Source organism: Streptomyces sp. APSN-46.1 (genome assembly GCF_022815725.1).
Taxonomy (GTDB): domain Bacteria; phylum Actinomycetota; class Actinomycetes; order Streptomycetales; family Streptomycetaceae; genus Streptomyces.
Genome location: NZ_JALGRF010000007.1, coordinates 160,073 through 183,220 on the forward strand (window position 1 = coordinate 160,073; position 23,148 = coordinate 183,220).

Genomic DNA, 23,148 nt, shown 5'->3' on the forward strand with positions numbered 1-23,148 from the left:
CTGCGATTCCTAGGCGTTGTCAATGAATCGGTCGAGCACCCGTACGCCGAACTTCAGCCCCTCCAGGGGCACCCGCTCGTCCACTCCGTGGAACATCCCGGCGAAGTCCAGCTCCGGCGGCAGCCGCAGCGGCGCGAAGCCGAAGCAGCGGATGCCGAGGTCGTCGAAGGACTTGGCGTCCGTGCCGCCCGAGAGCATGTACGGGACCGCGCGCGCGATCGGGTCCTCCGCCTTGAGCGCGCCCTGCATGGCGTCCACGAGCCTGCCGTCGAAGTCCGTCTCCAGGGCCCGGTCTCCGTGGACGTCCTCCCGCTTCACGCGCGGGCCGAGGATCCGGTCGAGGTCGGCGAAGAACTCGTCCTCGTAGCCGGGCAGGAAGCGGCCGTCCACGTGCGCGGTGGCCTGGCCGGGGATGACGTTGACCTTGTAGCCGGCCCCCAGCATCGTCGGGGCGGCCGAGTTGCGCAGCGTGGCGCCGACCATCTTGGCGATGCCGCCGAGCTTGGCGAGGGTGGCGTCCATGTCCTCCGGGTCCAGCGGGGTCCCGAGGGCGTCCGAGAGTTCGTCCAGGAAGGACCGTACGGTCTTGGTCACGCGCACCGGCCACGTGTGGCGGCCGAGGCGCCCCACGGCCTCGCAGAGCTCGGTGATCGCGTTGTCGTTGTTCGTCATGGAGCCGTGGCCCGCGGTGCCCTCCACCGTGAGCCGCATCCAGTGCATGCCCTTCTGGGCGGTCTCCACGAGGTAGAGCCGCAGGTTCTCGTTCACGGTGAACGAGAACCCGCCGACCTCGCCGATCGCCTCGGTGACGCCTTCGAACAGGCCGGGGTGCTTGTCCACGAGGTACCGGGCGCCGTGGATGCCGCCGGCCTCCTCGTCGGCGAGGAAGGCCAGCACGATGTCCCGGGGGGGCTTGCGCCCGCTGCGCATCCGGTCGCGTACGACGGCCAGCGTCATCGCGTCCATGTCCTTCATGTCGACGGCGCCGCGGCCCCACAGGCACCCGTCGGCGATCTCGCCCGCGAAGGGGTCGTACGTCCAGTCCGCCGCGTTGGCCGGGACCACGTCGGTGTGCCCGTGGATCAGCAGGGCGGGCCGCGAGGGGTCTTCGCCCTCGATCCTCGCGACGGTCGAGGCGCGCCCCTTGTGCGACTCGAAGATCTGCGGCTCCAGGCCGACCTCGGCGAGCTTCTCGGCGACCCACTCGGCGGCCTTGCGTTCGCCGGGGCCGGAGTGGTCCCCGTAGTTGCTGGTGTCGATCCGGATGAGGTCCCGGCAGAGGTCCACGACCTCGTCCTCGCCGGAGACGGTCCTGCCCGCACTCGTCTCGCTCACGCTGCTTCCTCCCACTGATCGGTACCGAACTCCTCCCATCCTCCCGCTCCCGGCCGCTCTCCCCAAGGACGGTCCCCGGCCGACGGGGGGTGTGATCGAGGCCCCGGAATGTTTGGTAATGTTTTCCACGTCGGAACGGCCAAGGGCCGCGAGACAGACACCTTGTCCGGGTGGCGGAATGGCAGACGCGCTAGCTTGAGGTGCTAGTGCCCTTTATCGGGCGTGGGGGTTCAAGTCCCCCCTCGGACACCACAGACGGTCCTCGACCGTCGCCGGATGCCGGCTGAGATTCTTCTCAGTCGGCATTTCGCGTTTCACCACGTCCCGGCCGATGAACGCCGGGGCCGCCGTGCCCCTCCCGGCGATCGGCGCGGGGCGATCGGCGGGAGGGGCACGGCGGCCCGGGGGTTGGGGGGTCCGGGTCAGCGGCGGGAGGCGGCGAGTTCGCTGACGCGGCCGCGGACGAAGAACCAGCCGAGGACCAGGGCGCCGATGATGGCCGGAACCAGCATGACGGTCGTGCGGCCGACGCCGCCGTCGCACCACATCAGGACCAGGACTCCGAGAAGGAAGACCAGCGTGATGATCTGGGTGTACGGGGCCCAGGGCAGCCGGTAGGACGGGCGCTCCAGGCTCCCCTGCTTGGCGCGGCGCCAGAAGTGGAGCGAGCAGAGCATGACCATCGCCCAGGTGCCGAGGATGCCGAGCGAGGCGAAGTTCAGGACGATCTCGAAGGCGTCCTTGGGCATGAAGTAGTTCAGGCCGACGCCCGCGACGCCGAAGGCGGCGGTGAACAGGACGCCGCCGTAGGGGACCTTGCCCTTGTTCATGAGGCCGGTGAACTTCGGGGCGGAGCCGGAGAGGGCCATCGAGCGCAGGATCCGGCCGGTGGAGTAGAGGCCGGAGTTCAGGCTGGAGAGGGCCGCGGTGAGCACGACGAGGTTCATGATGCCGGCGACGCCGGGGATGCCGAGCTTCTCGAAGACCGTGACGAAGGGGCTCTGCCCGTCCGAGTACTCCGTGTACGGCAGGAGCAGGGCCAGCAGGACGACGGAGCCGACGTAGAAGATGCCCACGCGCCACATGATGGAGTTGATCGCCTTCGGCATGATCTTCTCGGGGTTCTCGGTCTCACCGGCGGCGACGCCGCAGAGCTCGACGGAGGCATACGCGAAGACCACGCCCTGGACGACCAGGAGCATCGGGAGCACGCCGGTGGGGAAGATGCCGCCGTTGTCGGTGACGGAGGCGAGGCCCGGGGTGTGGCCGCCGATCTCGTGGCTGGTCGCGACGAGGTAGATGCCGACGATGAGGAAGGCCGTCAGGGCGGCGACCTTGACGAGGGAGAACCAGAACTCCATCTCGCCGAAGTACTTCACGGAGATCAGGTTCGCGGTGAGGACCACGGCGAGGGCGATGAACGCGAGGACCCACTGCGGGACGTCGGTGAACATCGACCAGAAGTGCGCGTAGGTCGCGGCGGCCGTGATGTCGGCCACGGTGGTGGTGGACCAGTTGAGGAAGTAGAGCCAGCCGGCGGTGTAGGCGCCCTTCTCCCCCATGAACTCGCGCGCGTACGAGACGAACGCGCCGGAGGACGGGCGGTACAGGACGAGCTCGCCGAGGGCCCGGACCACGAAGAAGGCGAAGACGCCGCACACGGCGTAGGCGATCGCGAGGGAGGGTCCGGCACCCGCGAGGCGGCCTCCGGCGCCGAGGAACAGGCCGGTGCCTATCGCTCCGCCGATCGCGATCATGTTGATGTGGCGGGACTTGAGGTCCTTGCTGTAGCCCTCGTCGCCGGCGTCGACGTGGCGGGACGACGCCGGGGCCGGAGCCTCGGTCAAGGTGCGGTCACTCATGTACGGCTTCGCCTTCGTGGGTGGGACAGGCAGGGTCCGGACCCGCCGCGCGGGGAGCTGGGTGGTGTCCCCTGAGGCGCGATCCGGTGGTTTCGTCGCAACAGGAGACCATGAGGCTCCGCTGCCGCCAAAACCCGCCCTCTACGTGCGGAAGCCCCCGGCGACCATGGAAACGGGTGCCGGGGGCTTCGTGGAGCCGTAATTGCGTGGGTGGGGGGTCAGTCTGCCTGGTCTGATCCGGCGGCCTGATCGAGGCGGAAGGCCTCGTTCCCGAGGCCGATGCGGGCGTGCGCCTCGGGGTCGCGACCGCGCAGGGCCAGGCCGCTCACGAGTCCGATGAGCGCCGCGACGGCGATGACCGCGGGCAGGATCCAGCTGAGGGCGGAGCCCTTCTCGGCGCCGACGAGGACACCGAAGTCCTTGACCGTGTAGACGGCGATGCCGACGAGGGCCAGGCCCGCGGCGCCGGCCGCGCCCAGTCGCAGGATCTGGGCTCCCGCGGTGCCGCGGCGGACGAAGAAGGCGATGACGGCGAAGGAGGCGGTGGCCATGAGGAGCGTCACACCGAGGGCTCCGACGCTGCCCATCCACGTGAACAGGTGCAGGACGGGCGCGGTGGGATCGCCGGCCGGCATGTCGTCGGTCAGTGCGAAGCCGAGGACGACAACGGCGGCGATGCCGGTCTGCAGGAGGGAGCCGGTGCCGGGCGCCCCGGTGCCGGCGTTGGTGCGGCCGAAGGCGGCCGGCAGCAGGCCCTCGCGGCCCATCGCGAAGGCGTAGCGGGCGACGACGTTGTGGAAGCTGAGCATGGCGGCGAACATGCCGGTGACGAAGAGGACGTGCAGGACGTCGGTGAAGGCGGTGCCGAGGCGGCTCTCGGTGAGCTGGAAGAGCAGGCCGGGTCCGGCGTCGGCGGAGGCCTTGACCACGTCGGCGGGGCCGGTGGCGACGGTGAGGGCCCAGGCGCTGAGCGCGAAGAACAGGGCGACGAAGCCGACGGCGAGGAACATCACGCGGGAGACGACGATGTGCGGCTTGCTGGTCTCCTCCGCGTACACCGGCGACTGCTCGAAGCCGACGAAGGCGGCGATGCAGAAGCACAGGGCGGTGCCGAGGCCGGCGCCGCTCAGCGTCTCGGGGTTGAAGGCGTGCAGGGAGAGGCCTTCGGCGCCGGGCTCGGCGAGGGCGGCGAGATCGAAGATGAGGACCAGGGCGCACTCGATGAGCAGGAGGACGCCGAGCACCTTGGCGTTGAGGTCGATCTTCAGCCAGCCGAGCGCGCCGGTGGCGGCGACCGAGACGAGGGCCGGGATCCACCAGGCGATCTGGATCTCCAGGTAGGTGGCGAAGAGGCCGGAGATCTCGAAGCCGAGGATGCCGAAGACCCCGACCTGCATGGCGCTGTACGCGACGAGGGCGACGACCGAGGCGGCGGCGCCGGCGGTGGGGCCGAGGCCGCGCGCGATGTAGGCGTAGAAGGCGCCGGCGTTGTGGACGTGCCGGCTCATCTCGGCGTATCCGACGCTGAACAGCGCGAGGACGGCGCCGAGGATGACGAACAGCAGCGGCTGGCCGACGATGCCCATGACGCCGAAGGTGGTGGGCATGACGCCCGCGACCACCATGAGGGGCGCGCTGGCGGCGAGTACGGAGAGCAGCAGGCCGGCGGTACCGAGGCGGTCGGCGCGCAGGGCCCGGTCCTGGCCCTTGTACGTGCGTATCTCGGCCGGTGTCGAGGCCGTGGTGGATCTGCCCGTCGGCATGGCGGGGTCCTTTCGCGGGGCGGTCGTTCCGTAGGCGGGGGTGGGTTTCACGCGGTGCCGAGCGCTGCGTTGCGCGCGGCGAGGAAGGCCTTGTGCGGGTCGAGGTCCGGGTAGGACCAGGGAGCGCGGGTGGCGTGGCGCCCGATGCGGTGGAAGAGGGCGGCGGCTTCGGCGGGGCGGCCCTCGCAGAGTTTGGCGTGGGCGAGGAAGTTGAGGTCCACCCGGTTGCGGGGGTGGTCCTCGCGCTCCCATTCCAGCCACCAGTCGAAGGCGGCGCGCAGGACCTGGCGGGCGCGGCGCCCGGACCAGTGCTGGGTGGCGCTTTCGAACGTGTGCCCGTGGGTCGCGGCCAGGACCCGGTAGCGCTCGGCGTGGGCGACGACGGGGAGCACCGCGAGCGGGGAGTCCGCCGGGGACTCCTCGGCGGCCCAGGCGGCGAAGTCGTAGACCTCGTGGAGCGGGTCGTGTCCGGCGGCGGGAGTGCGCTCGGCCAGCTTGGCGACCATCAGGTGGTGGGCGTGGTGGTGCTCCCGGTGACGGGCCCGGACCTGGTCGAAGTGGCGGCTGAACTCCTCCTCGGTGCCGAAGACGCGGGAGAGCAGGAGCAGGGCGAGCCAGGGCGTGGGGTCGGCGGGTAGCAGGGCGGCGGCCCTGCGGCAGGCCTCCTCGGCGGCCTCGGGGGCTCCCTTGCCGCGCAGGGCGGTGAAGACGGTGGCGCAGGCGAGCAGGGTGGCGGCGTCGATGCTGTCGGGTTCGGCGAGCAGCCATTCGCGGGCCCAGGCGGTGGCGGCCGGGGTTTCGGCGAGAACGACGACGCGGTGGCCGCGGCGGTCCCAGTCGTCCCCGGTGCCGACCAGGAGGGCGCGGGCCTTGGACCACCGGCCTTGGGTGAACTGGCCGCGTACGTCGACCAGTTCGGTGTCGCAGAGGGCGGAGTCGAAAAGCTGCGCGTCCCGCTTGCGGGGGCGGGGAAGGGGCGGCGGGGGCGGGGACACCGCTGGTTCCCTCCAGGACGCGGGCGGGCGGGCAGGGGGATCACGCGGGCGAGCGCATCCGGATGATCACGCACAGCAAAGCGGTACGCACAGCTCCGAGTCAAGGTCCAGGCCATCGGGTGGCGTGTTTCAACTGGTGGCCGAAGGGGACGAGTTGGGTTTCTTGCCGCATTCGGGCGGCCCGCGAACGAGGGTGCGCCGCCGATCACGCCTGGCGTACGGTCGGCGGATGACGACCACTGACGATCTCCCTCCGTACCTGCTGGGATTCCCGGGACCGCTGCGTGAGCAATTGGTCGCGGCTGTGCTCAGCGGGGCGAAGACCACCACCACAGGGCTGTTGCCCGAGTACGAGGCCGAGGGCGAACCGCTGCGCGTGGCGGGTGAGCGCTGCCTCCTGCTGGACTCCGTGGAGCGGGCGGTGGCGGTGGTGGAGGTGACAGAGGTACGGGTGGTGCGACTCGCCGATGTGGACCTGCGGCACGCGCTCGACGAGGGCGAGGGGTACACGTCCGTGGCTGAATGGCGCGCCTCGCACGAGCGGTTCTGGCACAGTCCGCCGGTCCGCGAAGCGCTCGGCGACCCGGAGTACACGGTGGACGACGACACGCTCGTCGTCGCGGAACGGTTCCGGGTCCTCTCGCGACTGCCGTAACGCTGCCGCTGCGCCATGTCCGGGCCGGGCCGGGGCACCCGGCCGGTCAGCTCACCGCCATACCCGCGGAGCGCCCGGCCGCGCGGGCCGAGAAGACGCAGCCGCCGAGGAAGGTGCCCTCCAGGGCGCGGTAGCCGTGGACCCCGCCGCCGCCGAAGCCGGCCGCCTCGCCCGCCGCGTACAGGCCCGGCAGCGGTTCGCCGGATCCGGTCAGGACGCGCGAGGAGAGGTCGGTCTCCAGCCCGCCCAGGGATTTCCGGGTCAGGACGGAGAGCCGGACGGCGATCAGCGGGCCCGCCTTCGGGTCCAGGATCCGGTGCGGGGCGGCCGTACGGATCAGCCTGTCGCCCAGGTACTTGCGCGCGCCGTGGATGGCGGTCACCTGGAGGTCCTTGGCGAAGGGGTTGGCGATCTCCCGGTCCCGCGCCACGATCTCCCGGCGGACGGTCGCCTCGTCGAGCAGGTTCTCCTTGGTCACCGCGTTCATGCCCCGCACCAGCGAGGCGAGGTCCCGTTCGACGACGAAGTCCGCGCCGTTGTCCATGAAGGCCTTGACCGGGCCGGGCACCGCCTGCCGCGCGCGGTCGATGACGCCGCGGACGGACTTCCCGGTGAGGTCCGGGTTCTGCTCGGAGCCGGACAGGGCGAACTCCTTGCCGATGACGCGCTGGTTGAGCACGAACCAGGTGTGGTCGTGGCCCGTCTTCATGATGTGGTCGAGCGTGCCGAGGGTGTCGAAGCCCGGGAAGAGCGGTACGGGCAGCCGCTTGCCGGTCGCGTCCAGCCAGAGCGAGGACGGCCCGGGCAGGATGCGGATGCCGTGCTTGGCCCAGATCGGGTCCCAGTTCTCGATGCCCTCGGTGTAGTGCCACATCCGGTCCTTGTTGATGTGGCTGGCGCCCGCCTCCTCCGCGATGCCCAGCATCAGGCCGTCCACGTGCGCCGGGACCCCGGAGAGCATCCGCTCCGGCGGGGTGCCGAGCCGGGCCGGCCACTGCTTGCGGACGAGGTCGTGGTTGCCGCCGATGCCGCCGCTGGTGACGATCACCGCCTGGGCCCGGAGGGAGAACTCCCCGGTGCTCTCGCGGCCGCTCGCGGTCCCGCGTACGGCGTCGGAGGGCGCCAGGATCTCGCCCGTCACCGTGTCCACCGTCCCGGCCGTGCGCGCGAGGCCGGTGACGCGGTGGCGGAACCGGAGCTGGACCAGGCCGCGGGCCACCCCGGCGCGCACCCGGCGCTCGAAGGGCTCGACCAGGCCGGGGCCGGTCCCCCAGGTGATGTGGAAGCGGGGGACGGAGTTCCCGTGGCCGTTGGCGTCGTAGCCGCCGCGCTCCGCCCAGCCGACGACGGGGAAGAAGCGGACGCCCTGGGCGTGCAGCCAGGGCCGCTTCTCGCCCGCCGCGAAATCCACGTAGGCCTCGGCCCAGCGGCGCGGCCAGGCGTCCTCCTCGCGGTCGAACCCGGCCGAGCCGAGCCAGTCCTGGAGGGCGAGCTCGCGACTGTCCTTGATCCGCATCCGGCGCTGTTCGGGCGAGTCGACGAAGAACATCCCGCCGAAGGACCAGTGGGCCTGGCCGCCGATGGACTGTTCGGGCTCCTGGTCGAGCAGGATGACCTTGCGGCCCGCGTCGACGAGCTCGGCGGTGGCCACGAGGCCGGCCAGCCCGGCCCCGATCACGATCACGTCTGCGTCGTACGTCATACGAACCCGTCCTCCGGTCGATGGTGGGGCAGATCCTTGGCTACGGAGCGGTAACCAGTCAACAGCGGTGGTTGGATGAGCGGTGTGAGTGCCGCTGCTGAAGATGAAGTACTGGACGTGGTGGACCGGGACGACCGGGTGACGGGGCAGGCTCCGCGCGGGGAGGTGTACGCGCGCGGGCTCGTCCACCGGTGCGTGTTCGTGCGGGTCAGGGACGCCGAGGGGCGGATCTTCGTACACCGGCGGACCGCGTCGAAGCTGGTGTTCCCCTCGGCCTACGACATGTTCGTGGGCGGGGTGGTGGGCGCCGGCGAGGACTACGGGGAGGCCGCGCTGCGCGAGGCCGAGGAGGAGCTGGGGGTCACCGGCCTCGGGCAGCCGGAGCCGTTGTTCAAGTTCCTGTACGAGGGTCCGGGCGGGGCCTGGTGGTCGTACGTGCACGAGGTGCGGTGCGAGCTGCCGGTGTCGCCGCAGGTGTCGGAGGTGGCGTGGCACGCGTGGCTGACGGAGGAGGAGCTGGCCGCGCGGGTGACCGGCGGCGGGTGGGAGTGGGTGCCGGACGGGCTGGAGGCGTACCGGCGGCTGCGCGCGCACCTGGAGCCCCACCAGTAGATTGATCAGATGATCGACTTCGTCAAGGGCGTGCGGCTCTGGTTCGCACCGCAGCGGCTGAGGAACGAGGGCGAGACTCCCGACTACCGGTTCTCGCTCGCCAACGAGCGGACCTTCCTGGCCTGGATCCGGACCGCGCTGGCCCTGGTGGGCGGCGGTTTCGCGGTGGACCAGTTCCTGCCGGACCTGCGGTGGGGGGTGCGGGTCGGGATGGCCTTCGCGCTGCTCGCGGTGGGCGCGGCCTGCGCACTGCGGGCCGTGAACCACTGGGTGCGGTGCGAGCAGGCGATGCGCCGGGGTGAGGATCTGCCGCTGTCGCGGTTCCCGGTGGTGCTGAGCCTGGGCGTGGGCCTGGTCGCGGTGGTGATGGTCGCGGCCGTCCTGCTCGGCTGGACGACGGAGCGGTGAGCTCTTCCGGAGCGGAGCAGCGCGACGCCGGGCTGCAGCCGGAGCGGACCCGGCTCGCGTGGCGGCGTACGACGCTGGCGTGCTCGGTGGTGGCGGTACTGGCGCTGCGTCAGGTCCTGAGCGGTTCCGGCTCGCCGGTCGAGGTGGTCGGGGTGGCGGTCATCGCCCTGATCTGGCTGGCGTTCCTGTGGACGGCGCACCGGCGGATCCGGGAACTGGCGGCGGCGCGTCCGCCGGGCCTGGCGCCGCGCGCGGCCCTGGCGGTCGTGCTGTGCACGCTGGGACTGGCGGCCTTCGCGGTGGCGCTGATCAGCGGCGGCGCTGATCATCTGAACCGCTGAGGCGATGGTGCGCTTGTCCTGCTTACGGGCGCCACTCCTGCCATAACGGTCCATACCGGGCGATCCGCACTAGCCTCGACGCCATGACGACCCTGCACCATGAGCACCCCCTGCACGAGCACACCCACGGCCCAGCCTGCGGCCACCCGGCGGTCGACCACGGGGACCACCTCGACTACGCGCACGACGGCCATCTGCACCGGGCGCACTCCGGACACTGGGACGAGTGCGAGCCCGAGGGGCACAGCACCCACGCGGACCACGACCACACCCACGGGGCGAACTGCGGGCACGAAGCGGTGCCGCACGGGGACCACCTGGACTACCTGCACGACGGGCACCGGCACGCCCCGCACGAAGGCCACTACGACGACCACTGACCGCCCGCTCCCGACCTGAGCCCGCTCTCCCCCGGCGCCGCGCCGGCTGGCAGGATGCCCTGGCAGGATGCCGACTGCCTGTCACAGCGAGCCGGGGAGAGCGCGATAGCCACCGAGGAGCCCTATCTGGTCCAGCCCGCCGCCGGGGTGTACGCGTACGTCCAGCCGGACGGGGGCTGGTGCCTCAACAACGCCGGCTTCGTGAGCGACGGCGGCCGGACCCTGCTCATCGACACCGCCGCCACCGAGCGGCGGGCACGGGCGCTGCGCGACGCGGTCGTGGCGGCCGGGGTGCCGCTGCCGCGCACGGTCGTCAACACCCACCACCACGGCGACCACACCTACGGCAACGGCGTGTTCGCCCCCGAAGCGCTGATCATCGGGCACGACAACGCGCGGGCCGAGCAGATCGCTTCCGGGCACCAGCTGGAGATGATCTGGCCCGCCACCGACTTCGGCGCGATAGAGATCACCCCGCCCGGTCTGACGTACAGCGACCGGATGACGCTGCACGTGGGCGAGACCGAGGTGCGGGTCAACCACCCGGGCGTCGCGCACACCACCGGGGACTCGATCGTGTGGCTGCCCGGCCGTCGGATCGTGTTCACCGGGGACCTGGTCTTCGCCGAGGGGACGCCGTTCCTGGCGATGGGCTCCCTGGCCGGGTCGCTGCGGGCGCTGGATCTGCTGCGCTCGCTGGGCGCCGAGACCGTCGTACCGGGGCACGGCCCGCTGACCGACCCCTCGGCCTACGAGTCCACCGAGCGTTATCTGCGGTACGTGGCAGAGCTGGCCCGGGAGGGCCGGGCGAAGGGGCTGACCCCGCTGGAAGTGGCACGGCGGGCGGACCTGGGCGAGTTCGCGGCCTGGCGGGAGAGCGAGCGCCTGGTGGCGAACGTACACCGGGCGTACGCGGAGCTGGCCGGGGAGCCGGAGGGGGCTCCGCTGGACATCCTGGCGGTGCTGAGGGACATGACGGTGATGAACGGCGGGACGCCGATCCTCTGTCACGCCTGATCACGCCTGATCCGCTGGAGGGGCTCCTCCGCCGGACTCTTCGGCCGGACTCTTCCGACGGACTCTTCCGCCGCGCACTCTGGACGGCATACCGACTGGTCGGCATGATGGCTCTCGTTCGCTTCGTCATCGTCAACTCCGTACGGAGGCGCGCCACCATGACCTCAGCTTCAGCCCCGGGCCCGGCCGACCCGCGAGGCCTCGATCTGGAGCGGCTGCGCGGCCATCTCGACGCCGCGCGGCCGGGACTCGTGGCCGGGGCGCTGAGCGGCCGGCTGATCGAGGGCGGCCGGTCGAACCTGACGTACGAGATCACCGACGGGAGCTCCCGCTGGGTGGTGCGCCGCCCGCCGCTCGGCCATGTCCTGGCCACCGCTCACGACATGCGGCGCGAGCACCGGGTCATCGCGGCGCTGCACGGCACGGCGGTACCCGTGCCCGAACCGGTGCTGCTGTGCGAGGACGAGGCGGTGCTCGGGGCGCAGTTCTACGTCATGGAGTACGTGGACGGGGTGCCGTACCGGACGGCCGGGGAGCTCGCGGCCATCGGCCCGGAGCGGACCCGGCGGGCGGTGCTGGGCCTGGTGGACACCCTGGTCGAGTTGCACGCGGTGGATCCGGAGGCGGTGGGACTGGGCGACTTCGGCCGGCCCGAGGGCTTCCTCGACCGGCAGCTGAGGCGCTGGGGCAAGCAGCTGGCGGCCTCCCGGGGCAGGGAACTGGCCGGTATCGACGAGCTGCACGGCGCGCTCGGCCGGGCCCTGCCCCGCTCCCCCGCCCCCACCGTGGTGCACGGGGACTTCCGGCTCGACAACGTGCTGATCGGCGGCCCGGACGACACGATCCGGGCGGTGCTGGACTGGGAGATGTCCACGCTCGGCGATCCGCTGACGGATCTCGGCCTGTTGGTGATGTACAGCTCGGACCTGGGACTGACCGATTCACCGGTCAGCACGACGAGCGCGGCGCCCGGCCACCCGGCGCCCGCCGAGCTGGTCGAGCGGTACGCCGCCCGCTCCGGCCGGGACACCGGCGCGATCGCCTGGTACACGGCCTTCGCCTGGTTCAAGCTCGCGGTGATCCTCGAAGGCATCCACTACCGCTTCACCCTCGGCCAGACCGTGGGTGCGGGCTTCGACCGGATCGGCGAGCTGGTCCCGGTCTTCATCGAGCACGGTCTGACCACCCTCCAGGAAGGCTGAGGCACACCCATGGATTTCGCATTCGACGCCCGGACCGAGGAACTCCGCGAGCGGCTCCTCGCGTTCATGGAGGAGTACGTGTACCCGGCGGAACCCGTCGCCGCCGAGCAGCGCGCGCGGCTGGCCTCGCCCTGGGACACCCCGGCCGTCTTCGGTGAACTGAAGGCCGAGGCGCGCCGTCAAGGCCTGTGGAACCTCTTCTTGCCCGATTCCGCGTACGGCGCCGGGCTGACCAACCTCCAGTACGCCCCGCTCGCCGAGATCACCGGCCGCAGCCCGCACCTGGCTCCGACGGCGACCAACTGCGCCGCCCCGGACACCGGGAACATGGAGCTGCTCGCCCAGTTCGGCAGCGAGGAGCAGAAGAAGCAGTGGCTGGACCCGCTGCTGGCCGGGGAGATCCGCTCCGCCTTCGCGATGACCGAGCCCGAGGTGGCCTCTTCGGACGCGACGAACATCGAGACCCGGATCGAGCGGGTGGGTGACGCGTACGTGGTCACGGGGCGCAAGTGGTTCATCTCGGGCGCCATGAACCCGGACTGCAAGGTCTTCATCGTGATGGGCAAGACCGACCCGCGGGCCGCCGATCCGCGCCGCCAGCAGTCGATGATCCTGGTCCCCCGCGACACCCCGGGCGTCGAGGTGCGCCGGGCGATGACGGTGTACGGGTACGAGGACCACGACCACGGCGGGCACGCCGAGGTGGTCTTCGACGGGGCCCGGGTCCCGGCGTCGAACCTGATCGGCGAGGAGGGCACCGGCTTCACCATCGCCCAGGCCCGGCTCGGCCCGGGCCGGATCCATCACTGCATGCGGCTGATCGGCATGGCCGAGCGGGCCATCGAGCTGATGTGCCGGCGCGCGATCGGACGTACCGCCTTCGGCAAGGAACTGGCCGCGCAGGGGGTCGTACAGGGCTGGATCGCGGACGCCCGGGTCACGGTGGAGCAGTTGCGGCTGCTGGTGCTGAAGACGGCCTGGCTGATGGACACCGTCGGCAACCGGGGCGCGCACACCGAGATCCAGGCCATCAAGATCGCGACTCCGCGCGCGGTGGTGGGGATCCTGGACCAGGCGGTGCAGCTGCACGGTGCGGGCGGGGTGAGCCAGGACTTCCCGCTGGCCGAGCTGTGGGCGGCGGCGCGGACGCTGCGGCTGGCCGACGGCCCGGACGAGGTGCACCAGCGCTCACTGGCCCAGCGGGAGCTGAAGCGGTACCGCTGACGGGCGGCCCGCCGCGGGTGGGCCAGCCGTAGGTGGCCCCGCAGCAGGTGGGCCAGCCGCAGGTGGCCCCGCAGCAGGTGGGCCAGCCGCAGGTGGCCCCGCAGCAGGTGGCCCCGCCGCGGGCCACCCGCCGCGGCGGGGCCGGGACGCTTCAGGGGCGCAGGGCGCGCAGCAGCAGGTCGGCGAGGTGATCGGCGACCTGCTGCGGGGTGAGCGGTCCGTCGGCGCGGTACCAGGTGGACAGGTGGTGGACGGACCCGAAGTGGTAGTCCACCACCAGGTCGGCGGGCGTGGCGGTGGAGAACACCCCCGCCTTCTGGCCCTCTTCGATCAGCGCGCGGAAGCGTTCGTGGTAGCGCCGGCGCTCCGCCCGTACCTGCTTGAACTTCTCCGGGCTCAGCTGGTGCATCGACCGGAAGAAGATGGCCGCGTCGTCGAGGTTCTCGATGGTGGTGACCACCACGTCGGCGGCCGCGGCGCGCAGCCGCTCCTCGACGGGGGCGTCGGAATCGGCCACCGCGTCCAGCCGCTGCTGCTGGAGGCGCAGCATCCGCGCGTACACCTCGTGCAGCAGATCGTCCTTGGACCCGAAGTAGTGGTACAGCGCGCCCTTGGTGACCCCGGCCGCCTCGACGATCTCCTGTACGGAGGTGCGGTCGTAGCCGCGTTCGGCGAACAGCCTGGTGGCGACGGCGAGCAGCCGCTGCGGTACCGGGGCCTCGTGCGTGCCTCCGGTCTCCGTGGCGGTCCTGGCGGCCATGGCGCTCACCTTCCTTTTCTCTGATCCCTCGCCGGTGCGGCGACGCGCGGGGGTACGACTGTTTTCAGCCGCGCTCGCGCAGTTCCCGTCGCAGGATCTTGCCACTGGTCGTCTTGGGCAGAACAGGCAGGATCTCCACCTGCCGCGGGTATTTGTACGCGGCGATGCGCTCGGCGCAGTACGCGGACAGCTCCCCCGGCTCGGCCGAGGCCCCGGGGCGCAGGCTGACGTACGCCTTCACGCTCTCCCCCCGGTACGGGTCCGGGATGCCGACGACGGCCGCCTCGCGCACGGCGGGGTGGGTGTAGAGCACGTCCTCGACCTCGCGCGGCCAGACCTTGAAGCCGGACGCGTTGATCATGTCCTTCTTGCGGTCGACGACGTACAGCCAGCCGTCGGCGTCCATGAAGCCGACGTCCCCGGTGCGCAGTTCGCCGTCCGGGAAGGCCTTGGCGGTGTCGGCCGGCAGACCCCAGTAGCCGGGTACGACCTGGGGGCCCCGGACGGCGATCTCGCCGGTCTCGCCGAAGGGCAGCTCGGCTCCGTGCTCGTCGAGGACGCGTATGACGGTGTCGGCGCCCGGGACCCCGACGGAGAGGGTTCCGGAGACCGGGTCGACGGGCGCTTCGCGGTGCGCGGGCACCGTGGCGCAGGCGGCCGTGGTCTCGGTGAGGCCGTAGCCGTTGCGCAGGTAGAAGCCGAAGGCGGCGCGCAGCCGCTCGACGAGCGCGGGCGGGAGCGGGGCCCCGCCGGAGGAGATCACGCGGAACGAGGCGAAGTGGTCCGGGGTGGCGCCGGGGTGGGCGGCGAGGGCCATGAAGGCGGTGGCCGGGCCGACGGTGTAGCCGGGGCGGTGTTCGAGGAAGGCGTCGAGGACGACGCCCGCCTCGAAGCGGTGGGTCAGGACGAGGGTGCCGGCGTTGGCGAAGCAGGCGGCGAGCTCGCAGACCATGCCGGTGATGTGGAAGAGGGGGGCGAGGGCGAAGTAGGTCGCGCCCTCGGGGAGCGGGTGGCCGGTGACCTGCCGCGCGGCGTTGTAGATGAGGGCGCCGTGCGGGTTCGTCGCGCCCTTGGGGGTGCCGGAGGTCCCGGAGGTGTAGCTGATGAGGGCGGTGTCGGCGGCGGTCGGGCCCGGGTCCGGCGGGGCCGGGTGGCCCTGGCGGGCCACCGTGGCGAGGTCGGCGGCGTCCGCGGCCCGCGGCAGCCGGCCGGCGGGCGCGAGGACGCGGAGGTCGCCGCGGGTCTGGAAGTCCAGGTCGGAGGCGGTCAGGGCGGTCCGTACGCCGGCCGCGCGCGCGGCCTCGCGCAGGTACTCCGCCCACGCGCGGCCGTCGCAGACCAGCGCGGCGGCCCCGGAGTCGCGGAGGATGTGCCCGGCCTCGGCGCTCTTGTACATCGGATTGAGCGGGACGACGACCGCTCCGGCCTTCCAGGCGGCCAGGACGGCCAGCACGAAGTGCGGGGTGTTCTGGAGCATGACCGCGACCCGGTCGCCGCGGCCGATGCCCTGGGCGGCCAGGTATCCGGCGGCGGAGTCGGAGAGCGCGTCGGCCTCGGCGTAGTCGATCCGGCCGTCGAAATAGGCCAGCGCGGTGCGCTTCGGGGCCCGGGCGACGGAGTCGCGGAAGGCGTGCAGGACGCTCGGCGGGGGCGCGATCGGCGCCCGCTGGGCCGGGCTGAGCCGCCCGAGCCAGGGCTTCGCCGCGTACCGGGACGGCTCCGGTGCTTCGCTGCCTTCCGGCGTCACGACTTCTCCCATGTCCGCTGGAGGTGGTTCATGCCGCCCAGCCAGCGGTCCGTATCGGTGGCGCGGGCGGCGTAGAACTCCGCGACCTCGGGGTGCGGGAGGATCAAGAACCGGCCCTTCTCCATGCCGTCGAACAGCGCGTCCGCGACCGCTTCCGGCTCGATCGCGGTCGGCGCCAGGACGAGGTCGCCCGCCGAGCCCGCGGCGGTCAGCATGTCGGTGCGCACACCCTGCGGGCAGATCGCGTGGACCTGGACGCCGCGGTGGCGGTAGGTCAGCGAGAGCCATTCCGCGAAGGCGAGGGCACCGTGCTTGGTGACACTGTACGGCGCCGCCCCGATCATGGTCAGGAGCCCGGCGGCGGAGACGGTGGACACGAAGCGGCCGCTCCCCCGCTCCAGCCAGTCCGGCAGCAGCGCCCGGGCGGCGCGGACGTGGGCCATGACGTTGACCTCCCAGGCCGCCTCCCACACGGTCTCGTCGGCGAAGGCGTCGCCGCCCGAGGCGAGTCCGGCGTTGGCGCAGTAGACGTCCACCCGGCCCCCGAGGGCCTCGCGGGCCTCCGCCACGACCGCCGAGGCGTCGCCGGGCAGGGCGATCGCGCGGGCGCCGATCGCGCCGGCCACGGAGGCGGCCTTGGCCGCGTCGAGGTCGTTGACCACCACGGTGGCCCCTTCGGCGGCGAAGCGCCGCGCGAGCGCGGCTCCGATGCCGCCGCCCGCTCCGGTGACGACGACTCGCTGGTCCTGGTACGCGTTCACGGGGATCACCTTTCGGGCGGCGCTGCCGGCTGTTCCGATCTACCGATGCCGGGCAGACTAACCAGTCGGTATGTCGGGATGGAAGGGGGGCGGCTCTTAACGTGGCGGGATGAGTCTGTCGCGACGGGGGTTGCTGGGACTGGCCGGGAGCGCCGGGGCCCTGGGGGCGGTGGGGGCCGCGGTTACGGGGGTTGAGGGGGCCGCGGGGCCGGGGGCGGCGGGGGCCGCCGCCGGGGCGGGCCGGGTGTGCACCGGGTTCGAGCGGCTCGCCGCGGCCGGATACGACGTACTGGCCGGGCAACGGGTGGGCGTGGTCACCAACCCCACCGGGATCACCGCCGACGCCCGGCACCTGGTCGACGTACTCCACGCGGACGAACGGGTGGACCTGGTCGCGGTGTTCGGGCCGGAGCACGGGTTCCGGGGGACGGCGCAGGCGGGCGATTCGGAGGGAGCCGGTCGCGATCCGGCGACCGGGCTGCCGGTGTACGACACGTACGGCAAGAGCGGTCAGGCGCTCGCGGACGTGTTCACGACGGCCGGGATCGACACGGTCGTCTTCGACATCCAGGACGTCGGGGCCCGCTTCTACACCTACATCTGGACCCTCTACGACTGCATGCGCGCGGCCGCGCTCGCCGGCAAGGCGGTGGTGGTCCTGGACCGGCCCAATCCGGTGGGCGGCATCCGGGCGGCGGGGCCGGTGCTGGAGCGGCCGTACGCGAGTTTCGTGGGCCGGGAGCCGATCGCGCTCGCGCACGGGATGACGGCGGCGGAGCTGGCGCTGCTGTTCAACGGCGAGTTCCTGACAGGGAATCGGGCAGAACTGCGGACGGTACGGATGACCGGCTGGCGGCGGGACGCCCTCTTCGGGACGACCGGACTGCCGTGGGTGCCGCCGAGCCCGAACATGCCAACGCCGGACACGGCCCTCGCGTACGCCGGCACCTGCCTGTTCGAGGGGACGAACCTGTCCGAGGGGCGGGGGACGACCACGCCCTTCGAGGTGCTGGGAGCGGAGGGCCTCGACCGGCGCTGGGCGGAGGCGGCGACCGCGCTCGAACTGCCCGGGGTGTGGTTCCGGGAGTCCTATTTCACGCCGACCTTCTCCAAGCACACCGGGAAGCCGTGCGGCGGGGTCCGGCTGATCGTGCACGACCGGGCGGCCTTCGATCCGGTGCGGGCCGGAATCGGGCTGCTGGTCACCGCGCGCCGGAGCTGGAGCGGCTTCGCCTGGCGCGCGGACCACTGGATCGACCGGCTGACGGGCTCGGACCGGGTGCGGACGCTCGTGGACGCGGGGGCCGGGGTGGACGAGATCGCGGGCGACTGGGCGGCGGGGCTGGAGCGGTTCGCGGCGGTGCGCGAGGAGTACCTCCTCTACCCGTGACCCGGCGACCCGGTGACGTGGCGACCCGGTGGCGTCGCGGGGCTGGCCGGGCGGGCGTGGCAGCGGGATGCTGACCGCACCGGAGGCACGGTGTGGAGGGGGACGGTCATGGCGGACATCGGCGCGGTCGGCGGCAGCGGGACGGGCGGCGTGGGGGTGGGGCCCTACGAGGAGCTGACCTTCGACGCCGAGGGGGACGTGGACCGCGGCACGCGGGAGGCGGTGGCCGGGATGGAGGCCACCGACCTGGTGGTCTTCGCGCACGGCTGGAACAGCGACCGGTCCACGGCGACCCGCCTCTTCGACCGGTTCTTCGCCCCGTTCCCGGGGCTGGTGGGGCCGGGGGTGCGGCTGGGGTACGTGGGGGTGGTCTGGCCATCGATCCGGTTCTCGGACGAGCCGATACCGGACTTCGACGCGCGGGGAGCTCTGCTCGCGGAACCCGGCCACGGGACGGCGCTGGACCCCGCCACGCGGCGGGCGCTGGGCGCGTTCTGGCCGGGGCGGGAGGCGGAGCTGGACCGGGTCGCCGAACTGCTGGAGGACCGGCCCGAGTCGGAGGCGGCCTTCATCGAATTCGGGGCCCTGGTACGGGAGCTGGCGGGCGTTGAGGCGGCGGGGGCGGCGGGCCCGGTGGGTGCAGCGCGCGCGGCGGGCGCGGTGAATGCGGCCGAGGGGAGCGGCGGCCCGGGGGCCGGCCTGGGGGGCGGGGCTCTTGACGTGCCCGCGATGTTCACCGCGGACGTCCTGGAGGTGTGCCGGGCCTTCACCGAGGCGCTGGCCGAGGCGGGCGGGCCCGTCGGCGAGCGGGGCCTCTCCGTCGGCGGCGGGCTGCGCACCCTGTGGGGCGGCGCGAAGGAGGTGCTGCGGCAGGCCACGTACTTCGAGATGAAGAAGCGGGCCGGCGTCGTCGGCGAGCGCGGACTCGGCCCGGTGCTGGCAGAGCTCGCGGGCCGCCGGCCGGCACTGCGGATCCACCTGGTCGGCCACAGCTTCGGCGCCCGGGTGGTGTCGTTCTCGCTGCGCGCGCTGCCGGACGGGGCGCGGCACGTGAAATCCCTGACGCTGCTCCAGGGCGCCTTCTCCCATTACGCCTTCGCCGACCGCCTGCCCCACGACACGGGCCGGGGCGGCGCCCTGCGGGGCCTCCAGCGACGGGTGGACGGCCCGGCGGTGGCCTGCCACTCCCCGTACGACACCTCGCTGAAGGTGTTCTATCCGCTGGCCTCCCGGATGGCACGGGATTCGGCCGGTCTGCTGGGCTTCGACGAGCGGTGGGGCGCGATCGGGCACGACGGGGTGCGGGCGGTGCCGGGCGCACCGAGGCTGAGCCTCGACGAGGTGCTGCGCTCGGGGCTGCCGGCGAGCGGTTGCGTCAGCGTGGACGCGGGCTCCGTGGTCCGCCGCGGCGGGGCTCCGTCGGGGGCGCACAGCGACATCTGCCACGAGGAACTGGCCCGGGTGGTGGTTGTCGCGGGGCGCATGGGGCGCTGACTTCCGGCCATGTGCCACCCGCACGCCTCGACCGCCCCCGCATGCGCCCACATCTCGCCGGGCATGTTGGGCACGTCGGAGCGTGTGGCGTCGTTCGACCTTGTACGACGCCTCGGTGCGGGCGTGGGCATGGGCGTGGCGGAGGTGAGGGTGATGGCGGGTTTCCGGAGTCTGGCCTACCAGGTGCGCGACGCGCGGAACGACCGGGCCTTGCGGCGTCACTCGCTGCGCCGCTGCCTGGAGCGGTTCGCGCCGTACGGGCACCGGGCGACCTGGTGGCATCTGTGCGACCGGCACGGGATCGCCCCCGAGGACCGGGGGGCCGATCCGTTGCGGCTGGTCGCGGCGCTGGAGGAGTTGGAGGAGGCGCGGGCCGTCTGGCTGGAGTACGAGCGCCAGTTCGCGGCGCGGCGCCGGCGGGAGAAGCACGACGGGCTGCGCCGGCCGGAGTGGGCGTGGGGCGGCAGCGGGGACGCCGTGGTGCGGTGCGCCGATCCGGGGGTGCGGCCGGAGGGGACGCTGGGCGAGGTGTTGCGGCGGCTGATCCGGGCGCTGGAGTCGGAGCCCGGGACGGCGTGCCCAGTCTGCGGTGAGCGGGAGCTGCGCTGGCCGCCGCCGGGGACGGGACGCGGGCGCTGGGCGGCGGGCGCCGGGGCCTGGGCGTGGGACGGGCCGGTGTGCGGGGGCTGCGGAATCGTGGTGCCCAGACCGGCGCTGGCCGACGCGTTGGCGGAGGCCCCTTCGGCGGGCGCGGCGTGAGGTCTGGGGGGCGGGCCGTGCCGGGGGTCTCGCCGCGGGTAGCTCCGCAGGTTTCGTTGCAGGTCTCGCTGAACGGTTCCCGGGGCGCGGCCGAGGGGGGCGCCGTGCCGATGTCCCCCGAGGATCTCGTGGAGGCGGCGTTGGGGGCCGTCGCCGCCGGGGCCGGGGAGGTGCTGGTGCACCCGCGCACCCCGTGCGGGCGGGAGAGCCTGTCGCCCCGCGTGGTGGGCCCGGCGCTGGAGGCGCTGCGGGGCGCGGGGATCGGCGTACCGGTCACGGTGCCCGCGGCCGTCGGGGCCGAGCCGGATGCGGCGGGGCGGCTGGAGCGGGTGCGGTCCTGGGCGGTCCTGCCCGACCGGGCGGCGGTGGACTTCGGGGAGCCCGGCGCCGAGGAGCTGGCCCTGGCCCTGCTGGAGCGGGGGGTCGCGGTGGACGCGGTGGTGGCGCTGGGCGGGCCCGCCGGGCCGGAGCCGCTCGCCCGGTTCCTGGCCTGGCCGGCTCCGGACCACGGGCGGGTGCGACTGGTGGCGGAGCCGGCGACGGCCGATCCGGCGCTGGTGGCGGGGCTGCGCTGGCTGCCGCCGGTGCCGGTCGTGCTGTGCGGGCGGGAGGCCGCCGCCTGGCCGGTGCTGCGCCTGGCCGCGCGGTGTGGCACGGGCGCGCGGATCGGCGTAGGGGACGTACTGCGGCTGCCGGACGGGCGGCCGGCCCGGTCGAACGCCGAGCTGGTACGGGCAGCGATCGCGGAACTGACCTCGCCCGCCGACGGGGGCGCGGCGGGTGCCGGCGCGGGCCGGGGGCAGCCGGTGCTGAGGCCGGGGCCGGTACCAGCGCGGGTGCTTGAGGCCGGGGCCGGTACCAGCGCGGGTGCTTGAGGCCGGGGCCGGTGCTGGCGCGGGTGCTGAGGCCGGGGCGGGCACGGGTGCTGAGGCTGGGGCGGGTGTCGGCGGGGACGCCGGAGCCGGGGCCGGTGCCGGGGCCGGGGCCGGCGGGGGTGCCGGGGCCGGGGCCGGCGCGGGTGCTGAGGCCGGGGCCGGTGCCGGGGCGGGGTTATAGGCGGGAGCCGGTGAGGCGTTCGCCGAAGACGTCGTCCGGGTTGGACAGCGCGCAGTTCTCCAGGGAGAGGCAGCCGCAGCCGATGCAGTCCGTCAGGTGGTCGCGCAGGCGGCCGAGTTGGGTGATCCGCCGGTCGAGCTCGGCGCGCCAGGCCTCGGAGAGCCGGGCCCAGTCCTCGCGGTTGGGGGTGCGCTCCTCGGGCAGCCTGGAGAGGGCCTCGCGGATGCTGGCGAGCGGGATGCCGACGCGCTGGGCGGCCCGTACGAAGGCCACCCGGCGCAGCGCGTCTCGGCTGTAGCGGCGCTGGTTGCCGGAGGTGCGGCGGCTGGCGATCAGGCCCTTGGCCTCGTAGAAGTGGAGCGCGGAGACGGCCACGCCGCTGCGCGCGGACAGCTGGCCGACGGTGAGCTCGTGGATTTTCTCGGGAATCTGCGGCACCCGTCCGAGCCTAGTCGGACGGCTCGGACTCCGTTGACAGATACATGCGGCCCCACCATGCTGAGCAGGCGCTGAGCAAGCGCTTATTCGTCCGGGAGAGCCGGGAGAGGGAGACGACGCATGGCCGAGCCGAGGATCTTCATGTCCGCCGATGAGCTGAGCGCCGGGATCGGCGAGCCGCTCGGCCCCAGCGGGTGGCTGGAGGTGGACCAGAAGCGGATCGACCTCTTCGCGGACGCCACCGGCGACCACCAGTGGATCCACGTGGATCCCGAGCGGGCGGCCTCCGGACCGTTCGGTTCCACCATCGCGCACGGCTATCTGACGCTGTCGCTGCTGCCCAGCCTGGTGCCGCAGATCATGCGGGTCGAGGGCATGAAGATGGGCATCAACTACGGCGTGAACAAGGTGCGCTTCCCGGCTCCGGTGCCCGTCGGCTCGCGGCTGCGCGCCACCGCGGTGATCACGGAGGTCACGGAGGCGGGCGGCGGCGTCCAGGTCGCGGCCACCGTCATGGTCGAGTGCGAGGGCTCCGAGAAGCCGGTGTGCGTGGCGGAGTCGGTGTCCCGCTACTACTTCTGAGGGCCGTCGGGCCGGGCGCCCACCATGCGGAGCACGAGGTCGGAGTAGAGCGCGCCGACCTCGTCGGGCGTGCGCTGCCCGGCCACGCTGAACCAGCGGGCCACGTCGATGCAGAGGGAGAGCACGGCGAGGGTGGTGCCGGGCACGTCGGGGGCGTCGAACTCCCCGGCGCGCACGCCGTCGTCCAGGATGCGGCGTACGGCGGCGTCGCTCTGGCGGCGCAGTGCCACGATTTCGGAGCGGTGCTCCGGAGCGAGAGCATCGAGCTCGTACTGGACCACCCGCGCGGTGGTGTGATGGGCCGCGTGCCAGCGCACGAAGGACCGCACGGCCGCGTCGAGCCGTTCGGCCGCGCTGCCGGGCCCGGAGGCGGCCGTCTCCAGGATGTCGAGGGCCTTGTCGTGGCCGATCCGGCTGATCCGGTGGAGCAGCTCTTCCTTGGTCTTGTAGTGGATGTAGAGCGCGGCCGGGCTCATACCGGCCCGCCCCGCGATGTCACGTGTGGTGGTCGCGTGATATCCGCGCTCCGCGAAGGCTTCGACGGCGGCGACGAGCAGCCGCCGCGCCGCGTCGGGCGTGACTTCGGACCATGGCTGGTAGCCGCCGGTCTCCGCCGCGCTGTCCATCGCTCGCTCACCCTCTTCACCCTGTAGGAATGAACACCT

General features: G+C 73.0%; 23 protein-coding genes and 1 tRNA gene. 14 read left to right on the forward strand and 10 right to left on the reverse strand.

Features of this window, described 5'->3' with window-relative positions:
• Positions 1-9 precede the first annotated feature (9 nt).
• Positions 10-1,335 (reverse strand): M20/M25/M40 family metallo-hydrolase, encoded by a 1,326-nt coding sequence (locus tag MTF65_RS20395; protein ID WP_243630272.1) that lies wholly within the window; start codon positions 1,333-1,335, stop codon positions 10-12.
• Between the two features lie 164 nt (positions 1,336-1,499).
• Here MTF65_RS20395 and MTF65_RS20400 point away from each other — a divergent pair.
• A tRNA-Leu gene (locus MTF65_RS20400) sits at positions 1,500-1,587 on the forward strand.
• A 170-nt stretch (positions 1,588-1,757) separates the two neighbouring features.
• On the opposite strand, the gene MTF65_RS20405 is transcribed toward MTF65_RS20400, so the two are convergent.
• The 3 genes from MTF65_RS20405 to MTF65_RS20415 form a co-directional block, all read right to left on the reverse strand.
• The gene (locus MTF65_RS20405) at positions 1,758-3,197 is read right to left on the reverse strand and encodes an amino acid permease (protein ID WP_243630274.1); all 1,440 of its coding nucleotides are present in this window, start codon (positions 3,195-3,197) and stop codon (positions 1,758-1,760) included.
• 218 nt (positions 3,198-3,415) lie between these two features.
• Positions 3,416-4,960, reverse strand: a complete 1,545-nt coding sequence (locus tag MTF65_RS20410; protein WP_243630275.1) for an APC family permease — start codon at positions 4,958-4,960, stop codon at positions 3,416-3,418.
• A 47-nt stretch (positions 4,961-5,007) separates the two neighbouring features.
• The gene (locus MTF65_RS20415) at positions 5,008-5,955 is read right to left on the reverse strand and encodes a hypothetical protein (RefSeq protein WP_243630277.1); all 948 of its coding nucleotides are present in this window, start codon (positions 5,953-5,955) and stop codon (positions 5,008-5,010) included.
• A 229-nt stretch (positions 5,956-6,184) separates the two neighbouring features.
• Here MTF65_RS20415 and MTF65_RS20420 point away from each other — a divergent pair, with 229 nt between their 5' ends.
• Positions 6,185-6,610 carry an ASCH domain-containing protein gene (locus MTF65_RS20420; RefSeq protein WP_243630279.1) on the forward strand — a complete coding sequence of 142 codons (426 nt, stop codon included), beginning with the start codon at positions 6,185-6,187 and terminating at the stop codon, positions 6,608-6,610.
• A gap of 46 nt (positions 6,611-6,656) precedes the next feature.
• Here MTF65_RS20420 and MTF65_RS20425 read toward each other — a convergent pair whose 3' ends face one another.
• Positions 6,657-8,312, reverse strand: coding sequence for an FAD-binding dehydrogenase (locus MTF65_RS20425; RefSeq protein WP_243630280.1), 1,656 nt, complete (start codon positions 8,310-8,312; stop codon positions 6,657-6,659).
• A 75-nt stretch (positions 8,313-8,387) separates the two neighbouring features.
• Between MTF65_RS20425 and MTF65_RS20430 the strand changes: the two genes are divergently transcribed.
• The 7 genes from MTF65_RS20430 (at position 8,388) to MTF65_RS20460 (ending at position 13,496) form a co-directional block, all read left to right on the forward strand.
• Positions 8,388-8,924 (forward strand): NUDIX domain-containing protein, encoded by a 537-nt coding sequence (locus tag MTF65_RS20430; RefSeq protein WP_243630281.1) that lies wholly within the window; start codon positions 8,388-8,390, stop codon positions 8,922-8,924.
• A gap of 9 nt (positions 8,925-8,933) precedes the next feature.
• The gene (locus MTF65_RS20435; RefSeq protein WP_243630283.1) at positions 8,934-9,332 is read left to right on the forward strand and encodes a YidH family protein; all 399 of its coding nucleotides are present in this window, start codon (positions 8,934-8,936) and stop codon (positions 9,330-9,332) included.
• On the forward strand, positions 9,329-9,673 hold the full coding sequence (locus MTF65_RS20440) for a DUF202 domain-containing protein (RefSeq protein ID WP_243630285.1): 345 nt from the start codon (positions 9,329-9,331) through the stop codon (positions 9,671-9,673). The genes MTF65_RS20435 and MTF65_RS20440 overlap by 4 nt, the downstream gene beginning before the upstream one ends.
• Before the next feature lie 83 nt (positions 9,674-9,756).
• A complete protein-coding gene (locus tag MTF65_RS20445) occupies positions 9,757-10,053 on the forward strand; it encodes a hypothetical protein (protein WP_243630286.1) in 297 nt (98 codons plus the stop codon).
• A 54-nt stretch (positions 10,054-10,107) separates the two neighbouring features.
• Complete coding sequence (locus tag MTF65_RS20450; protein ID WP_279399310.1) at positions 10,108-11,070, forward strand: MBL fold metallo-hydrolase; 963 nt, start codon at positions 10,108-10,110, stop codon at positions 11,068-11,070.
• A 158-nt stretch (positions 11,071-11,228) separates the two neighbouring features.
• Complete coding sequence (locus tag MTF65_RS20455; RefSeq protein ID WP_243630287.1) at positions 11,229-12,272, forward strand: phosphotransferase family protein; 1,044 nt, start codon at positions 11,229-11,231, stop codon at positions 12,270-12,272.
• 9 nt (positions 12,273-12,281) lie between these two features.
• Positions 12,282-13,496 (forward strand): acyl-CoA dehydrogenase family protein, encoded by a 1,215-nt coding sequence (locus MTF65_RS20460; RefSeq protein WP_243630290.1) that lies wholly within the window; start codon positions 12,282-12,284, stop codon positions 13,494-13,496.
• A gap of 151 nt (positions 13,497-13,647) precedes the next feature.
• Here MTF65_RS20460 and MTF65_RS20465 read toward each other — a convergent pair whose 3' ends face one another.
• The 3 genes from MTF65_RS20465 to MTF65_RS20475 all read right to left on the reverse strand — a co-directional run bounded on the left by MTF65_RS20465 (position 13,648) and on the right by MTF65_RS20475 (position 16,773).
• The gene (locus tag MTF65_RS20465) at positions 13,648-14,256 is read right to left on the reverse strand and encodes a TetR/AcrR family transcriptional regulator (RefSeq protein WP_243630292.1); all 609 of its coding nucleotides are present in this window, start codon (positions 14,254-14,256) and stop codon (positions 13,648-13,650) included.
• 64 nt (positions 14,257-14,320) lie between these two features.
• On the reverse strand, positions 14,321-16,003 hold the full coding sequence (locus MTF65_RS20470; RefSeq protein WP_243630294.1) for a class I adenylate-forming enzyme family protein: 1,683 nt from the start codon (positions 16,001-16,003) through the stop codon (positions 14,321-14,323).
• Positions 16,000-16,773, reverse strand: coding sequence for an SDR family oxidoreductase (locus MTF65_RS20475; protein ID WP_243630296.1), 774 nt, complete (start codon positions 16,771-16,773; stop codon positions 16,000-16,002). The genes MTF65_RS20470 and MTF65_RS20475 overlap by 4 nt, the downstream gene beginning before the upstream one ends.
• 100 nt (positions 16,774-16,873) lie before the next feature.
• Here MTF65_RS20475 and MTF65_RS20480 point away from each other — a divergent pair, with 100 nt between their 5' ends.
• The 4 genes from MTF65_RS20480 to MTF65_RS20495 all read left to right on the forward strand — a co-directional run bounded on the left by MTF65_RS20480 (position 16,874) and on the right by MTF65_RS20495 (position 21,282).
• Positions 16,874-18,154, forward strand: coding sequence for an exo-beta-N-acetylmuramidase NamZ domain-containing protein (locus MTF65_RS20480; RefSeq protein WP_243630298.1), 1,281 nt, complete (start codon positions 16,874-16,876; stop codon positions 18,152-18,154).
• A 108-nt stretch (positions 18,155-18,262) separates the two neighbouring features.
• The gene (locus tag MTF65_RS20485; RefSeq protein ID WP_243630299.1) at positions 18,263-19,648 is read left to right on the forward strand and encodes a serine-threonine protein kinase; all 1,386 of its coding nucleotides are present in this window, start codon (positions 18,263-18,265) and stop codon (positions 19,646-19,648) included.
• 153 nt (positions 19,649-19,801) lie between these two features.
• Complete coding sequence (locus tag MTF65_RS20490; RefSeq protein ID WP_243630301.1) at positions 19,802-20,407, forward strand: hypothetical protein; 606 nt, start codon at positions 19,802-19,804, stop codon at positions 20,405-20,407.
• A gap of 17 nt (positions 20,408-20,424) precedes the next feature.
• Entirely contained in the window at positions 20,425-21,282 is an 858-nt protein-coding gene (locus MTF65_RS20495) for a 3-keto-5-aminohexanoate cleavage protein (RefSeq protein ID WP_308407192.1), read from the forward strand.
• A gap of 175 nt (positions 21,283-21,457) precedes the next feature.
• Here MTF65_RS20495 and soxR read toward each other — a convergent pair whose 3' ends face one another.
• Positions 21,458-21,901, reverse strand: a complete 444-nt coding sequence (soxR, locus tag MTF65_RS20500) for a redox-sensitive transcriptional activator SoxR (protein ID WP_243630303.1) — start codon at positions 21,899-21,901, stop codon at positions 21,458-21,460.
• A 120-nt stretch (positions 21,902-22,021) separates the two neighbouring features.
• On the opposite strand from soxR, the gene MTF65_RS20505 reads away from it, so the two are divergent.
• Positions 22,022-22,483, forward strand: a complete 462-nt coding sequence (locus MTF65_RS20505; RefSeq protein ID WP_243630305.1) for a MaoC family dehydratase — start codon at positions 22,022-22,024, stop codon at positions 22,481-22,483.
• Here the strand turns inward: MTF65_RS20505 and MTF65_RS20510 are convergent.
• A complete protein-coding gene (locus MTF65_RS20510; protein WP_243630306.1) occupies positions 22,474-23,109 on the reverse strand; it encodes a TetR/AcrR family transcriptional regulator in 636 nt (211 codons plus the stop codon). The genes MTF65_RS20505 and MTF65_RS20510 overlap by 10 nt on opposite strands.
• Positions 23,110-23,148 lie beyond the last annotated feature (39 nt).

What these genes read in the sequence shown, in the direction of transcription:
- MTF65_RS20460 (WP_243630290.1), top strand. Translation starts at nt 12,282, where the DNA reads ATGGATTTCGCATTCGACGCCCGGACCGAGGAACTCCGCGAGCGGCTC.
- MTF65_RS20465 (WP_243630292.1), bottom strand. Translation starts at nt 14,256, where the DNA reads ATGGCCGCCAGGACCGCCACGGAGACCGGAGGCACGCACGAGGCCCCG.
- MTF65_RS20405 (WP_243630274.1), bottom strand. Translation starts at nt 3,197, where the DNA reads ATGAGTGACCGCACCTTGACCGAGGCTCCGGCCCCGGCGTCGTCCCGC.
- MTF65_RS20485 (WP_243630299.1), top strand. Translation starts at nt 18,263, where the DNA reads ATGGCGGACATCGGCGCGGTCGGCGGCAGCGGGACGGGCGGCGTGGGG.
- MTF65_RS20445 (WP_243630286.1), top strand. Translation starts at nt 9,757, where the DNA reads ATGACGACCCTGCACCATGAGCACCCCCTGCACGAGCACACCCACGGC.
- MTF65_RS20510 (WP_243630306.1), bottom strand. Translation starts at nt 23,109, where the DNA reads ATGGACAGCGCGGCGGAGACCGGCGGCTACCAGCCATGGTCCGAAGTC.
- MTF65_RS20490 (WP_243630301.1), top strand. Translation starts at nt 19,802, where the DNA reads ATGGCGGGTTTCCGGAGTCTGGCCTACCAGGTGCGCGACGCGCGGAAC.
- MTF65_RS20425 (WP_243630280.1), bottom strand. Translation starts at nt 8,312, where the DNA reads ATGACGTACGACGCAGACGTGATCGTGATCGGGGCCGGGCTGGCCGGC.
- MTF65_RS20410 (WP_243630275.1), bottom strand. Translation starts at nt 4,960, where the DNA reads ATGCCGACGGGCAGATCCACCACGGCCTCGACACCGGCCGAGATACGC.
- MTF65_RS20435 (WP_243630283.1), top strand. Translation starts at nt 8,934, where the DNA reads ATGATCGACTTCGTCAAGGGCGTGCGGCTCTGGTTCGCACCGCAGCGG.
- MTF65_RS20505 (WP_243630305.1), top strand. Translation starts at nt 22,022, where the DNA reads ATGGCCGAGCCGAGGATCTTCATGTCCGCCGATGAGCTGAGCGCCGGG.
- MTF65_RS20455 (WP_243630287.1), top strand. Translation starts at nt 11,229, where the DNA reads ATGACCTCAGCTTCAGCCCCGGGCCCGGCCGACCCGCGAGGCCTCGAT.
- MTF65_RS20450 (WP_279399310.1), top strand. Translation starts at nt 10,108, where the DNA reads ATGCCCTGGCAGGATGCCGACTGCCTGTCACAGCGAGCCGGGGAGAGC.
- MTF65_RS20430 (WP_243630281.1), top strand. Translation starts at nt 8,388, where the DNA reads ATGAGCGGTGTGAGTGCCGCTGCTGAAGATGAAGTACTGGACGTGGTG.
- MTF65_RS20480 (WP_243630298.1), top strand. Translation starts at nt 16,874, where the DNA reads ATGAGTCTGTCGCGACGGGGGTTGCTGGGACTGGCCGGGAGCGCCGGG.
- MTF65_RS20420 (WP_243630279.1), top strand. Translation starts at nt 6,185, where the DNA reads ATGACGACCACTGACGATCTCCCTCCGTACCTGCTGGGATTCCCGGGA.